The organism is uncultured Aurantimicrobium sp., assembly GCF_936931525.1.
GTDB lineage: Bacteria > Actinomycetota > Actinomycetes > Actinomycetales > Microbacteriaceae > Aurantimicrobium.
In genome coordinates this window covers 1-14,152 of sequence record NZ_CAKZII010000009.1, presented here as the reverse complement: position 1 = coordinate 14,152, position 14,152 = coordinate 1, and the positions used below count along the sequence as shown (strand labels likewise).

Annotated in this window: 12 protein-coding genes; 9 read left to right on the top strand and 3 right to left on the bottom strand. The window is 56.7% G+C overall.

From position 1 onward, the window contains the following. Positions 1-3,565, top strand: a 3,565-nt coding sequence (locus tag Q0362_RS00360; RefSeq protein ID WP_298118472.1) for an AAA family ATPase, incomplete at its 5' end; no start/stop codon positions are given. After that, positions 3,565-3,759 (top strand): hypothetical protein, encoded by a 195-nt coding sequence (locus tag Q0362_RS00355; RefSeq protein ID WP_298118468.1) that lies wholly within the window; start codon positions 3,565-3,567, stop codon positions 3,757-3,759. The genes Q0362_RS00360 and Q0362_RS00355, both read left to right, overlap by 1 nt. A gap of 7 nt (positions 3,760-3,766) precedes the next feature. Here Q0362_RS00355 and Q0362_RS00350 read toward each other — a convergent pair whose 3' ends face one another. After that, entirely contained in the window at positions 3,767-3,991 is a 225-nt protein-coding gene (locus Q0362_RS00350; protein ID WP_298118465.1) for an FmdB family zinc ribbon protein, read from the bottom strand. A gap of 30 nt (positions 3,992-4,021) precedes the next feature. Next, the gene (locus Q0362_RS00345; RefSeq protein WP_298118462.1) at positions 4,022-4,603 is read right to left on the bottom strand and encodes a 5-formyltetrahydrofolate cyclo-ligase; all 582 of its coding nucleotides are present in this window, start codon (positions 4,601-4,603) and stop codon (positions 4,022-4,024) included. A 56-nt stretch (positions 4,604-4,659) separates the two neighbouring features. On the opposite strand from Q0362_RS00345, the gene Q0362_RS00340 reads away from it, so the two are divergent. The 5 genes from Q0362_RS00340 (at position 4,660) to Q0362_RS00320 (ending at position 8,860) form a co-directional block, all read left to right on the top strand. Then, positions 4,660-5,298 carry a GNAT family N-acetyltransferase gene (locus Q0362_RS00340; protein WP_298118459.1) on the top strand — a complete coding sequence of 213 codons (639 nt, stop codon included), beginning with the start codon at positions 4,660-4,662 and terminating at the stop codon, positions 5,296-5,298. Between the two features lie 74 nt (positions 5,299-5,372). Next, the gene (locus tag Q0362_RS00335) at positions 5,373-6,260 is read left to right on the top strand and encodes a hypothetical protein (protein ID WP_298118456.1); all 888 of its coding nucleotides are present in this window, start codon (positions 5,373-5,375) and stop codon (positions 6,258-6,260) included. A gap of 33 nt (positions 6,261-6,293) precedes the next feature. After that, entirely contained in the window at positions 6,294-7,067 is a 774-nt protein-coding gene (locus Q0362_RS00330; RefSeq protein ID WP_298118453.1) for an SDR family oxidoreductase, read from the top strand. Between the two features lie 2 nt (positions 7,068-7,069). Beyond that, positions 7,070-7,708, top strand: coding sequence for a pyridoxamine 5'-phosphate oxidase (gene pdxH, locus Q0362_RS00325; protein ID WP_298118451.1), 639 nt, complete (start codon positions 7,070-7,072; stop codon positions 7,706-7,708). A 9-nt stretch (positions 7,709-7,717) separates the two neighbouring features. Then, positions 7,718-8,860, top strand: coding sequence for a MalY/PatB family protein (locus Q0362_RS00320; protein ID WP_298118449.1), 1,143 nt, complete (start codon positions 7,718-7,720; stop codon positions 8,858-8,860). 12 nt (positions 8,861-8,872) lie between these two features. On the opposite strand, the gene Q0362_RS00315 is transcribed toward Q0362_RS00320, so the two are convergent. Beyond that, complete coding sequence (locus tag Q0362_RS00315) at positions 8,873-10,078, bottom strand: MFS transporter (protein WP_298118446.1); 1,206 nt, start codon at positions 10,076-10,078, stop codon at positions 8,873-8,875. A 235-nt stretch (positions 10,079-10,313) separates the two neighbouring features. Here Q0362_RS00315 and Q0362_RS00310 point away from each other — a divergent pair, with 235 nt between their 5' ends. Both Q0362_RS00310 and Q0362_RS00305 read left to right on the top strand, forming a co-directional pair. Continuing rightward, positions 10,314-12,815 (top strand): ribonucleoside-diphosphate reductase subunit alpha, encoded by a 2,502-nt coding sequence (locus Q0362_RS00310; RefSeq protein WP_298118476.1) that lies wholly within the window; start codon positions 10,314-10,316, stop codon positions 12,813-12,815. Positions 12,816-13,040: 225 nt separating this feature from the next. Beyond that, complete coding sequence (locus Q0362_RS00305) at positions 13,041-14,021, top strand: ribonucleotide-diphosphate reductase subunit beta (protein ID WP_110234317.1); 981 nt, start codon at positions 13,041-13,043, stop codon at positions 14,019-14,021. Positions 14,022-14,152: the final 131 nt, after the last annotated feature.

Sequence of the window (14,152 nt, the reverse complement as noted above, 5' to 3'; positions counted from 1 at the left end):
GCTCGGCATTGCTCAGTGGACTTTCCAAGACCGCGACTACTGCGGCCCAGTGTTGCTGCGCCCTATGTCTCTGCGTCGCTATGGCAAAGACTTTGAGCTCAAACTCAGCGGTCAGCCTTTCCTGAACCCTCAGCTCGCTCGTGCGTTAGAAAGCCAGCTTGGGATTGCTCTCGATGCTGACTCGTTCGTGGCACTGGCCAACCTCGATGGCATGTTCAACCCCCTCCCGGTGATTGAGCGTCTGCGTGGTTTGACGCAACATCTCAGCAACTTCGAGGTCGAACCTCGCCTGGTTGCTTCTAGCTTCTCTGACCTCTCCGCTGCGATGGTGGCAGATGTTCAGGATCTGGCACACCCCATCTTGGATGCGCTTGCCGGGAACGTCACCGCACGTACACGCCTGACTAACGAGCACAAGGATGCTGTCGTGGTGGGCCAGGACGAGCGTCCACCGGCAACAGACACACTCCTTTTGGACGCCGATGGCGAGCAAGAGAACATCGTCGCTGAAATCGCTGCCGGTAACTCACTGGTTGTGAAGACCCTGCCTGGAACTGGTGGAACCCAGACCATCGTGAACGCGATTGGTGTGCTCACCGGTGCTCACAAGCGCGTACTGGTTGTGGGTGCTCGTCGCTCGAGCCTTGACTCTGTCGTGCACCGCCTGGGGCAGGTTGGCCTCGACGGTCTCACAGTTTCTCCTCGTACTTTGCGTCGCGATTTGATCAACGCCATCTTGCGCAACGAAAAGGCCACGCGCCCCAACGTCTCTGACGTGGATGACGCGTTGCTTCGCTTGCGCAAGGTACTCCTCGACTACCGCGGCTCTCTCACCCGCAAGGACGAAGTTCTCGGCGTATCCGTACTCGACGCACTTGAAGAACTTTCCCACCTCAGCTTGCTGCCCACCCCGCCTTCGACCACGGCTCGTTTGCCTCGCCGTGCCATCGAAGGCTTGGCGAACTCTCGCCCCCAGGCAGCTGCCAGCCTGATCAAGGCTGCCGCCCTTGGTGAATTCCGATACGGCCCCGATGACTCTCCTTGGTATGGAGCAAACTTCCCCACACCTGAGGAAACCACTGCTGCTCACGAGCAGGCTAAGCGCCTGCACACCACCGAGCTGCCCAAGTTGTTGGAACGTGCTGAAGAAGTCTTTAGCCGCACCAAGATGCGTCCCTTCGAAAACCTCGAAGAACTCGGTATCTACTTACAGCTCCTGGTCGACATCCGAGAGACGTTGGATAAGTTCCTTCCCTCGGTCTATGACCGTCCGCTCACTGAGCTGATCACCGCGACCTCCGGTCGCGGCAGCGGCATGAGCGGTGGCGACCGTCGTCGTCTGAAGAAGCTTGCTTTTGAATACGTTCGCCCCGGTGCAAACGTGGCAGACATGCACGAAGCTCTCACCGAGATTCAGCAGCAGCGTGTGCTCTGGCAGCGTTACGTCGTGGCCGGTGCTGTTCCTGAGGTTCCTGTTGGTGTTGCCGACTTGCTGGCGAACTACGACAAGGTCATGGCTGACCTTGCAGTGTTGGATGTGGCACTGAGCCTTGCTGGCACCGATAACTCCTTTGCCAAACTTCCTATTGCAACCCTGACAAATAAGGTCTCGGGTCTTGCTGCCGAGTCTGAAGTGCTACACAACCTGCAAGAGCGCACTTCATTGCTGGCTCACTTGCGTGAACTTGATCTGGATGTTCTTCTGGCTGACCTCTCTTCACGCCACGTTCCGGAAGAAGAAGTCGCTGACGAACTCGAGTTGGCCTGGTGGCAGTCTGTGCTCGAGGGCATGCTCACCAACGACAAGGCATTGCTCAGCGCAAACACCTCCATCTTGGATCGTCTGGAGTCGGACTTCCGCCTTGTCGATGAAGCTCACGCCTCTGCCAATGGCGGACTGCTCGCAGCCCGTTTGGCAGAGCTGTGGAAGATCGGACTGGTTGACCTCCCCGATGAGGCCGAGCGTCTGCGACAGAGCTTGCGAGCTGATTCCCTCAGCCCTGATGAATTCATCTCACTTGCGCCACGACTGGCGAAGTCGATTGCACCGGTCTGGCTCTGCTCGCCTTATGAGGCACACCTCATTCCTGATTCAGTTTCTTTTGATGCTGTGTTCCTGGTTGATGCTGGTGCCACGACTGTTGCTGAAAACGCGGGAGCTATTCGCCGCGGTGCATCTGTCGTGGTCTTTGGTGACCCTGTCACTCAGACACCTTCTCGCTTTGAAACGGGCATGGGTGAATTTGAAAACCCACTGCCTGCAGTGACCGACGCAGATGCGTGGCACAGCAAGTCTGCCTTGGCGCAGTTCAGCGGCATCCTTCCTTCTCGCACACTCACCCAGAGCTACCGTGCTGGTGGCGAAGACCTGGCTGATGTGGTCAACCGTCGCTTCTATGGCGGCAAGATTTCCTCTCTGCCCTGGGCAGGAACATTCCTCGGTCACTCGAGTCTGCGCTTGCACTACATCGCAGATGGCTCCGGCATGCCTGACTCGGCAACCGGTGCTGTGGAGAGCGTGGATGCTGAGGTTTCTCGCGTTGTTGAGCTCGTGCTCGAGCACGCTGCTGAGCGCCCCACCGAATCGCTCATGGTGATCACGGCAAGCCCCAAGCACGCAGTTCGTGTTGAGCAGTCAGTTCTTTCTGCTTTTGCTCGCCGTGCTGATCTAGCTGAGTTCATCCTCGAAGATCGGCCCGAATCTTTCGCCGTGATGACCCTCGAGCAGGCTGTCGCACAAAGCCGCGACCGCGTCATCTTCTCTATTGGGTATGGTCGCACCCCCCATGGTCGCTTGCTCTCTGACTTTGGTGCGTTAGCGCTTCCTGGTGGTGAGCGTCTGCTTGCTGTGGGTATGACACGTGCTCGTCGTTCGATGGAAATTGTGTCGTGCTTCCGTCCCGGAGACATCGACGAGAGTCGCCTCTCTGACGGTATGCGTGCCCTGGCGGAAGTTCTCTCAGAGACCGAGAAGCCTCACACGCGTCCAGAGAACACCGATGCACCTGAACCCATGCTGGTTGACTTGGCCAAGCGCTTGGAGCGTCGTGGTCTTCGCGTCTCGCTCAACCACGCTGGAGAGATTGCACTGGCAGCGTCCTATCAAGGACGTGCTGTTGCTGTGGAGACTGACGCAGTGCTGGCTCGTGGCAGCCTGCGTGAATCACTGCGTCTGCGTCCTGAGATGCTGCGCCGCCTCGGCTGGCACTACATCCGCATTCACGCCTTCGAGCTCTTTGCAGATCCTGAAGCAGTAGCAACTCGTATTGCTGCACTCATTGGCATCGAGCCCACGGAAGATGACTTCCAGACGGGACCCATCGAGATTCCTGTTGCCGCAGCTGCCGCAACGGTCGTCATCGAAGAGGTCATCGAGAACGAGATCGTGGAAGAAGTAGTTTCTGTCGAGATCACCGAGACTCTGGTCATTGAGGAAGTTGACGGCAACATTGTTGTTGAAGACCTGTTTGAAGAAACAGTGACTGTCACCGAAGTTGTTGCAGAAGCGCCACGCTCCATTGAACCTGACGCCGTTACTGAACCGATTGATCTGCCTGAGCAGTAATGGCTGACAAGTCTGACTCTTCGTCAACCCCCGCAGCACGCAAGAACCGTCGTGTTCAGTGGCAGCCGGAGGGGGTCACGGCTGATCCCAGCTTTGTTGATGCACCTGTTGAAGAATCAGGCGAAGACTGGGCAGAACGCAGTTTGAGCAATGATGAGCAGCTCAAGCGCGACAAGCCACCCCACTGGGGATAGTTCTCTTCTAGGAAGAGCTAGACGAGCTCGAGGACTTTGATTCTCCACCTGAGCTCTTGCGTGAATCGGTGCGGTAGAAACCAGAACCGTTGAAGGTCACACCCACGGTGTTGAACAACTTGCGCAGCTTGCCCTTGCACGCAGGGCATTCGGTCAGAGAGTCATCGCTGAGGGCCTGCTGAATGTCAAAGGCGTTGTCGCATTCAGTGCAGCGGTAGGAATAGGTGGGCACAAGATCTCCGTGGTGCTTGATTGGTGCGGGTTAGAAAGTGATCAGGGCAGAAGGGGTGACCACGCCGGTCACCGGCTGGTCATGCACTTCGCGGGGGAGTGAATCAACGTATTCACCATCAAAGACAATGGCATAAACAGGGGGACGCTTGCCCATCGAGCCCAGGGTCTTGTCGAAGTAGCCACGACCCCAGCCCATGCGCACACCTTTCTTATCCACGGCAGACGCCGGAACAATAATGAGGTCCACGCCATTAATCGCGATGGGGCCTAAGAGTTCACCTGTGGGCTCGGGCAAACCAAACATTCCGATGTTCTCATCGGGGGTGTCATTAGCAATGGCCCAGTCAAGAAGACCGTCATCGCGGGTGACCGGTAAGAGAACTTCGATGTTGTTCTCATAGGCCCAGGTCAGGAAAGGTCGCGTTTCAGGTTCTGAAGTGGTGGAGAGATAGCATGACAGCTTCTTCACGCCCCGGGCAGCAACAAGGTGCTTCAAGTGTTCCGTGATGGCCAGGGTGTCAGCAGCGCGTTCATGTTCACTCATCGCACGACGACGCTCACGAATCTCGGCACGCAAAGCCTGCTTGGCGGCAACGAGATCTTCAGGCATGTCCCCAGTCTAATTGGCAGTCACGGCAGCTGACTGGCTTCGTTAGGCTGGTGGGCATGGCCGCCATCATTCCGACCCTGACCGAGGGCCGCGTGAGCATCCGTGGGATCAAACCACGGGATGCCAAGAAGCTCGAAGAAGAGCTCATGCGTAATCGTTCGTGGCTGCGCCAGTGGGAAGCAACAGCGCCCCAAACCTTTGTCAGCTTTGATACCAAGGCAGGCATCAAGAACCTCATTGCACATGCCAAGGCGGGTTCAGGGTTGCCGTTCGCCATCGAATACGACGGCGAACTGATCGGTCAACTCAACGTCTCCGGCATTGTGTATGGATCGCTCTCCTCTGCCCAGCTGGGCTACTGGGTGGCAGAACGTGTGGCGGGCAAGGGTGTGACGCCCACTGCTGTGGCACTGGCCACCGACTATTGCCTCAAGAGCCTGGGGCTTCACCGGATGGAGATCTGCATTCGCCCCGAGAACGCCGCTTCGCTGCGCATCGTGGAGAAGCTGGGCTTCCGCTATGAAGGTCTTCGTCGCCGCTATATCCATATCAATGGCGATTGGCGCGACCACTTTGCTTATGCTCTCACGCAAGAAGAAGTGCCCGCTGGTGTGCTCAGCAGATGGCAGTCGGGACACGTTCCGGCAGATGTCAGCATGGTTCCTGCCGCTGACTATGACGCGCTGGGTTTGTAACGGGATAACCACAGGGAAAACAACACACCCACGCCTTAAAGGCCAACGGCCTCTTTCACTCGTAACTTAGAAACATGAGTGGTGGAATGTTTGGTGGCGGCATAGTTTTCGCTATTGCAGCTGCCCTCTGGGTTGTGTATTTGATTCCGACCTACCTGCGCCGTCGCAACTTCGATGCGACCGAGCGCAATGCCGTGCGCATGCAGCAAACCATCCGTGCGCTGGCTGAAACTACTGACGTTCCCGAGGAGATTCGCGTGGAAGCATCCGCACGCGCCGTGATTGAACAAAAGCGTGTTCTGCGCCAGGCAGAAGCTGCCGCTCGAGCTCAGGTTCGCCAGGCTGCTGGCCGTGCCGTGGGCTATGACGATGCTGCAGTAACTGCTGCACACCGCGCTCGCCGTAATCGTTTGGCAAGCGCCCTCTTCTTACTGGCCACTATCGCAGGAATTGTCACCGGCGCTGTTGTGTTGGCAACCGGTGGTAGCTGGGAGATCCTTGCTATCTCCTGCATCTCGTTTGCTCTTGCTCTCGTGATCCAGGAAGTAGTCGTCTCGGCGAGTACTCCTGCAGAAGTTGCAACAGCGAACACCAACCGCTTTGCTTCCGAGGTCTTCGATCAGGGTTACTTCAAGGCAGCTCCTGCCCAGCGCACCTGGACCCCCACCGCTCTTCCTCGCCCGCTTCACCTCTCTGAGGGCACCTTGGCTCAAGCTGTTGTGCAGTCTCAGCTAGCAGCTGACCGTATGCGTCAGAACGCTCAAGAGTCAGCACTGGTTGAACGCATGAGCATGGACCAGGCGGGTCTTGAGAACCTGCGCCGTTCTGTTCCTGCCACACCTGTCCAGGCACCTGTTGCAGACAGCGTCACCGCACGTCTTGCTGGCATGGGCGTTGTGGGAGAGACCGAGTCAGCTCAGCTTGACCTCGATGCAGTCTTGCGTCGCCGCCGCGCAGGCTAAACAACTTCTTTACTCCCGCGATAGGTTTGCTCTATGAGCACTCGTCGCGTTGTTATCACTGGAGCGAGCTCCGGTATTGGTCAGGCCACTGCACGTCTTTTCGCCCAGCATGGCTGGAGCGTGGTGGGTGTTGCCCGCCGTGCTGATCGACTTGCCGCCTTGGCCGCAGAGACCGGCATCAGCACCTTCGTTGCGGATGTGACCAAGCAGGAAGACGTGGACGCTCTGCGTGACTTCCTTGCAGAATCTGGTCCAGTTCACGCCCTGGTCAACAACGCTGGTGGCGCCTTCGGAGCATCCTCTGTTGAAGACAGTGACCCCGAAGACTGGAAGCGCATGTTTGACGTCAATGTCATTGGTGTTCAGCGCGTGACCAGTGCGCTGCTTCCCTTGCTCCGCAAGGCAGCAGCAGATGGCCACGCTGACATTATGACCGTGACCTCCACTGCAGGTTTCGTTCCTTACGAAGGCGGCGGTGGATATAACGCAGCCAAGTTTGCAGCACACGGCGTTGTGGGCGTGCTGCGTCTCGAGCTTGCAGGCGAGCCCATCCGTGTTCTGGAGATTGCTCCCGGCATGGTGAAGACCGATGAGTTCGCGCTCAACCGCTTGGGTGGTGACGCTAGCAAGGTGGAGGCACTCTATGCAGATGTGAAGAACCCTCTGGTTGCGGAGGACGTTGCCGAAGCCATCGTTCACGCTGTCGAACTTCCCGGTCACGTGAATATGGACATGATCACCATTCGCCCCGTTGCCCAGGCTGCTCAGCACAAGCTCATCCGCGGCGAACTCAAGCCCAAGGCTTAATGATGGAATCCCTCTCCCGTCACACCGACTACGGCACTGTTCCCTTCGACGAGTCGATTGCGATGCCCAATCCGTTGGACCAGTTTGCCCAGTGGCTTAAGCAAGCTGAGGATGACGAGGTGTTTGAACCCAACGCCATGGTCACTAGCACCATCGATCCCGATGGTGCGGTGAGCTCACGCACTGTATTGCTCAAGGGCCTGGATGAGACCGGCTTTGAGTTTGTCACCAACTACACCTCCCGCAAGGGCAAGGCGCTACTGAACAACCCCAGCATCTCCTTGCTCTTTCCTTGGTATGGACTCAAGCGCCAGGTCATTGTTTATGGTGAAGCCAAGCCCACCGTCAAAGAAGTCAGCGACCTCTACTGGAATCGCCGGCCCAAGGGTGCTCAGCTTGCCTCGGCAGCAAGTGACCAGTCGGCACCGATTGCCTCACGCGAGGATCTGGATAAACAACTCGCTGAGCTGGAAGCACAGTTCCCCGATGACACGGTTGTTCCCAGGCCTGAGCACTGGGGTGGGTTCCGTGTGATTCCCCACGCCATCGAGTTCTGGCAGGGACGTTCCATGCGTTTCCACGACCGAATTAGGTATGACATCTCGGACGGCCAATGGAATATTTCTCGGCTCCAGCCCTAGGCTGAAAATATGAGCACCCCCTTCACTACCTACTCTCTCGAACAGCTTCGCAAGCGCACATCTGCAAAATGGCAGCACTACGGTCCGGAGGTGTTACCTCTCTGGGTTGCTGAGATGGATGTCCCCATTGCGCCTGCAGTTATTGATGCAGTGAACAAAGCCATGCGCGATGGAGACACCGGCTATGCGGTTGGTAATGGGTGTGGAGATATTTTTGCGGAGTATGCGCTTCGCCACTGGAACCTAGTCATTGATCCTGCCTATGCACTGCCAGTGATTGACGTCATTCGGGGGCTCGATACGGTCATCAGGGCTGCCACAGAACCTGGCGCACCAATAGTGTTGACGCCTCCGGTCTACTACCCCTTCGCCATGATTGTGGCCGGCACAGGCCGCACCCTCGTGAACGCCCCCTTAACTGCAGGTGGTCGTCTCGATCCAGAATCCTTGGAAAAGGCATTCTCAGAGGCAGCAGCCATGGGCAAAGGTGGCATGGTTCTCATTAGCAACCCCCACAACCCCGGTGGTGCTGTTCACACTCGCGAAGAACTGACCATGCTGGCAACTCTGGCTAATAAGCACGGTATTCGCATTCTCTCCGACGAGATTCATGCACCGTTGACCATGCCTGGGTATGACTTTGTTTCTATTTTGGCCATCCCTGAGGCTGCTGACGCAGTTGTCGTCACTAGTGCGTCTAAGTCCTATAACTTGGCAGGACTCAAGAGCGCCATTATTCAGGCCAACGAGAATTCATCCGAATTACTCGAGACCATTCGCAACTCGGGCTACGAATCTCCTAGTCACCTCGGTTCGATTGCACACATGGCTGCGTTCCAAGGCGGCGATGAGTGGCTCGCAGATGTGGTGAAGGACATCGACCGCAATCGTCACCTAGTGACCGAACTCGTGGACAACTTCCTCCCCGGTGCTCTTTACACCCCTGTTCACTCCACCTATTTGGCATGGATTGACTGCCGCCCTTTGAACCTCGGCGAAGACCCTGCTCAGGTGTTCCTTGAAAAAGGCAAGGTTGCATTCAACAGCGGCCACACATTTGGCCCCGGTGGCGAAGGCCACATCCGCGTGAACATGGGCACCAGCCCAGAGATCCTGACGGAAGCATTCCGTCGGGCAGCGCTCGCGCTCTAGAACTGCTTTTATCTAGCTGATTGTTTCCACGGGGCCAGTATCTGGCAGCGGAGCACCGTGGCCTCCACGGAGGTCGGGGCTCCACTTATAGGTGACGAGTGCACCTAGTGCGGTAATCAGCGAGAAGATTGCTGCTGCCACGATTGCCGTTTGTGCACCGTAGTGGTCAATACACAGACCGGCAACGGCGGAACCAATACCGGCACCAATCAGCTGACCGCTGCCGATCCAGGCATAAGACTCAGCGGTTTCACTGAACTTCATGGTGGCACTCACATTGGCAAAGAGCACCGTGAGTGCAGGGGCAACACCGAGGCCAGAAATGAAGAGCATCACGGAAAGCCACCAGAAGTCGGTGACAAACATGGCGCCAACGAGACCTGCGGTCACCAGAAGGAGTCTGCGCGTCATGGACCAGGGTGCTATTTCACGGTGGCCCCAGGCCAGACCGCCAACAAGGGAACCCACGGCATAGATAGCCAAGATGGTGCCCGCTTCAGGCCCATCTTCGCCGAACAGGCCAATGATGCCGGCTTCAACAGCGGAGAAGCAGGCCACCAAGGACAAGCCCAGCAGGGTGGAAATGATGACCGGTGGGCGAGTGAGCACGCCACCCAGGCGTCGCTTGCTGCGTGGGATGCGAACCTGCCCGACGGAGGGCGAGGTAATGAACCAAATTCCGCCACCAACCAGGAATGCCATCGCAGCCAAGACAGCTTCCATGCTGCCCACCTGCATGGCGATGAAGGTGGTGAGGACGGGGCCGACAATCCAGATGATTTCTTGCGCTGAGGCATCGAGAGAAAACAGGGGAGTAAGCAGGCGGTTAGGAACCAGCTTGGGGTAGATGGTGCGCACGGCAGGCTGAATGGGTGGGAATGCACAGCCACCGATGAAGCCCAGCACAACCAGTACCGGAACAGACAGCGGGAAGATCGCCATCGAGGAGAGCGTGATCACAGAAACGAGACCCATGCCGCCCAGCAGGGGGCGAATGCCCCAGCGCGCCATCAGGCGCGAACTGATGGGGCCAGCAATAGCTTCACCCAAGCTGATCGCTCCCACAACCAAACCGGCAGCGGCAAAAGAGTGGTGAACCTGCTCAACGTGGATCAAAAAGGCGATGGAGAGCATTCCGTGAGGGAATCTGGCCAAAAGTTGCGACACCAAAATACGGGTTACGCCTTTAACCCGGAGTAGTTCAATGTAAGTTTTCACAACTTCTCCACTCTATCTGGGCGTTTTTGACCTCAGCTCAGTGTCCGTGGGTTCTCAGATGATGGATTTCGGTCAAAAAAGAGCAAAAAGGGGTGTTGATATGTGCACAAACGAGGAAAACTTATCCACAACTGGGGATGACACGCCCACAACATGTAGGGATAGAGAATCTGGAATCACCCCGTATATAGTGGTGAAGCACGAAGAGCAGAAAACACCGAAGAAAGAGACAGACGTGGGAATCACCGTCGTTAAGCGCAACGGACAGCGCGAGCAGTATGACGCCAACAAGATCAACATGGCGATCGAAGAGGCAACACATGGCCTCCACGACAACATTGCGTGGGTGACCCAGATTGCCACCGAGCTCGAAATCACGCTGTTTGACGGAATTACCACTCAGCAGCTCGATGAAGCTGTCATCCAGGTTGCACTGCAGAACGTCAAGGATGACCCTGCATTCGACGTGGTTGCTGCTCGTCTTCTGCTCAAGACCATCTACAAGCGCGTACTGGGTGACTTCTCTACCCCTGAACAGCTGAAGAAGCTGCACCGCGAACACTTTGCCGAGAACATGAAGCGCGGTGTTGAAGAAGGTCTGCTCGACCCACGCCTGGCTGAACTCTTCGACCTCGACGCACTTGCTGCAGAGATTGACCCCGGCCACGATGACCTGCTCAAGTACATCGGTGTCGTCACCCTCAACAACCGTTATGCCATCAAGGGCCGTAACGGTGACCCACTTGAGGTTCCTCAGTACTTCTGGATGCGTATCTCCATGGGTCTGTCTCTGAACGAGAAGAACCCCACCGAGCACGCGATCAAGTTCTACAACAAGATGAGCCAGCTCGAGTACCTCGCAGCAGGTTCAACTCTGGTCAACGCCGGAACCATCTACCCACAGCTCGCAAACTGCTTCGTTCTCGAAATGCAGGACGACATGGAGCACATTGCGAAGACCACTCGCGACGTCATGTGGCTGACCAAGGGCACCGGTGGTATCGGTCTCTCGGTAACCAAGCTTCGCGCTCAGGGTTCGCCTATCCGCTCGAACAACACCACCTCGACCGGTCCTATCCCCTTCATGCACACCCTGGACTCGATCCTTCGTGCGGTCAGCCGTGGTGGCAAGAAGTTCGGTGCAATGTGCTTCTACATGGAGAACTGGCACATGGACTTCCCCGAGTTCCTTGACCTCCGTCAGAACTCTGGTGACCCCTACCGTCGTACCCGTACCGCCAACACCGCTGTCTGGATCTCCGACGAGTTCATGAAGCGCGTGCAGAACGACGAAGACTGGTACCTCTTCGACCCACTCGAGGTCACCGACCTCAACGAGCTCTACGGCAAGGCATTCTCTGAGCGTTACAGCCACTACGTAGCTGAAGCAGAAGCTGGTCGCATCAACCTCTACAAGAAGATCGGTGCCCGCGAGCAGTTCAAGCAGATCCTGATCTCCCTCCAGTCCACCAGCCACCCCTGGTTGACCTGGAAGGACACCATCAACCTGCGTGCCCTCAACAACAACACCGGCACCATCCACTCCTCGAACCTCTGCACCGAAATCACGCTGCCTCAGGACGAAGACAACGTTTCGGTTTGTAACCTGGCTTCGATCAACCTCTCTCGTCACCTCACTGACGACAACAAGGTTGACTACGCCAAGCTCGCAGAAAGCGCCAAGCTTGCTGTTCGCCAGCTCGACAACCTGATCGACATCACTCGTTCTTCGGTTCAAGAAGCTGACTTCTCCAACAAGGAAAACCGCGCAATCGGTCTGGGCCTCATGGGCTTCACCGACATCGTGGAGCGCCTGGGCTACTCCTACGAGTCCGAAGAGGCCTATGACCTCATCGACGTCATCACCGAGCACATCTCCTACGCAGCCATTGAGGCTTCGGCAGAGCTGGCTCAAGAGCGTGGTGCCTACTCCAACTTCGAAGGCAGCCGTTGGTCTCAGGGTCTCGTGCCCTTCGACAGCATTGACCTGACCGAAGCAGACCGTGGTGTCCCCATCACTGTCAACCGCAACACCACCCTCGACTGGGATGCACTGCGCGCCAAGGTCAAGAACGGTATCCGCAACGCAACCCTGATGGCGATCGCACCAACTGCGTCCATCGGTCTTGTTGCCGGAACCACTCCTGGTCTGGACCCACAGTTCTCACAGATCTTCAGCCGTGCAACCAGCTCGGGCAAGTTCCTTGAGGTCAACCGCAACCTGGTTCTTGACCTTCAGGAGCTCGGTCTCTGGGAGACCGTCCGTGAAGACCTGCTGCGTAGCCAGGGTGATGTTCAGTCTCTGCCTCAGATTCCTGACCACATCAAGGCTGTCTACAAGACCAGCTTCCAGCTCTCGCCCTTCTCCTTCATTGAAGTTGCTGCGCGTGCACAGAAGTGGATCGACCAGGCCATCAGCCGCAACATGTACCTGGAAACTCGCGACCTCGGCGAAATGATGGAGATCTACTCCGAAGCATGGAACCGTGGCGTGAAGACCACTTACTACCTACACATGAAGCCTCGCCACACCGCGGAGCAGTCCACTGTGAAGGTGAACAAGTCGGAAGACATCAACGCTGGTGGTTCGGGCGCACCCAAGAAGGGCTTCGGCTTCGGCAGTGGCTCGGGTTCCAACCCAGAACCTCACGCTGTTTCAGCAGTAGCTGAGGCAGAACCAGCAGTAGCAGCTCCAGCTCGTAAGGGCTTCGGATTCGGCTCGGGAGGTGGCAACTAATGAACTACACCACTTCAGTAGACGAGTACTTCGTTCCCGTCGACCCAATGGACGAACTTCAGTGTGACTCCTGCCAGTAGGCAGGGCCACCCTGAACCACAGACACCCCTGCAACACCAGCACCATCTGTAACAACCCCGCCGCACCCCACTGATCCACCCGGATCAACCCCCGCGGGAAACAACAGATCACCACACATATTTAGACGACTAAAGGAGAAACACCATGGGTATTCTCGGTACCGGAGTTCAAGAAGGACTCATGCTCAAGCCTGTCAAGTACAAGTGGGCAATGGACCTTTACGACCAGGCTGTAGCTAACACCTGGTTCCCCAACGAAATCCAGCTCGGCGAAGACATCGCTGACTTCAAGAAGATGAGTGACGAAGAACGTCACGCCATCACCTTCTTGATGAGCTACTTCAACCCCAACGAGCTTCTCGTGAACAAGGCACTCGCTTTCGGCGTGTACCCCTACGTGAACGCTCCAGAGGCTCACCTCTACCTCGCAAAGCAGATGTGGGAAGAAGCAAACCACTGCATGAGCTTCGAGTACGTCCTCGAAACCTTCCCCATTGACCGTGAGGTTGCTTACAGCTCTCACGTCAAGGTGCCTTCCATGGCTCGCAAGGAAGAGTTCGAAGTGGGCTTCATCAAGCGCATGACCGAGCAGACTCTCGACATCACCACCACCGAGGGCAAGAAGGACTTCGTTCGCAACCTCGTTGCTTACAACGTCATCCTCGAGGGCATCTGGTTCTACTCAGGCTTCATGGTTGCTCTCAGCTTCCGCCAGCGCAACCTGCTGCGTAACTTCGGTTCGCTGATGGACTGGGTTGTTCGCGACGAGTCCCTTCACCTCAAGTTCGGTATCAACTTGATCCTCACCGTTCTGGAAGAAAACCCAGACCTGCAGACCGAAGAGTTCGCAGCAGAGATCAAGCAGATGATCCTCGATGCAGTGGAGATGGAGTCGGAATACAACCGCGACCTCCTCCCCAACGGCATCCTGGGCCTGAACTCGAACTACATCAACCAGTACGTGAAGTACTTGGCTGACCGTCGTCTCGAGGAGCTCGGCTTCGAAGCAGAGTACAAGGTCTCGAACCCTGCAAAGTGGATGGCTACCGCCAACGACACTCTGCAGTTGGTCAACTTCTTCGAGTCGACCAACACCAGCTACGAGTCGAACGGTGCGACTGCTTAGTCACACGTAACACTCGAACAGAGTTAAGGGCTCTCCTGATTACAGGAGGGCCCTTTTCTGTCCCCCGTATGGGTACAAAAGAGTAAAACTATTGTCTAAACTATTCGTATGAAGAACTTTTCCCTCAAGGC

Coding starts and splice junctions, on each gene's coding strand:
- Q0362_RS00355 (WP_298118468.1), top strand. CDS start 3,565: ATGGCTGACAAGTCTGACTCTTCGTCAACCCCCGCAGCACGCAAGAAC.
- Q0362_RS00345 (WP_298118462.1), bottom strand. CDS start 4,603: ATGCCTGAAGATCTCGTTGCCGCCAAGCAGGCTTTGCGTGCCGAGATT.
- Q0362_RS00340 (WP_298118459.1), top strand. CDS start 4,660: ATGGCCGCCATCATTCCGACCCTGACCGAGGGCCGCGTGAGCATCCGT.
- Q0362_RS00335 (WP_298118456.1), top strand. CDS start 5,373: ATGAGTGGTGGAATGTTTGGTGGCGGCATAGTTTTCGCTATTGCAGCT.
- Q0362_RS00330 (WP_298118453.1), top strand. CDS start 6,294: ATGAGCACTCGTCGCGTTGTTATCACTGGAGCGAGCTCCGGTATTGGT.
- pdxH (WP_298118451.1), top strand. CDS start 7,070: ATGGAATCCCTCTCCCGTCACACCGACTACGGCACTGTTCCCTTCGAC.
- Q0362_RS00320 (WP_298118449.1), top strand. CDS start 7,718: ATGAGCACCCCCTTCACTACCTACTCTCTCGAACAGCTTCGCAAGCGC.
- Q0362_RS00305 (WP_110234317.1), top strand. CDS start 13,041: ATGGGTATTCTCGGTACCGGAGTTCAAGAAGGACTCATGCTCAAGCCT.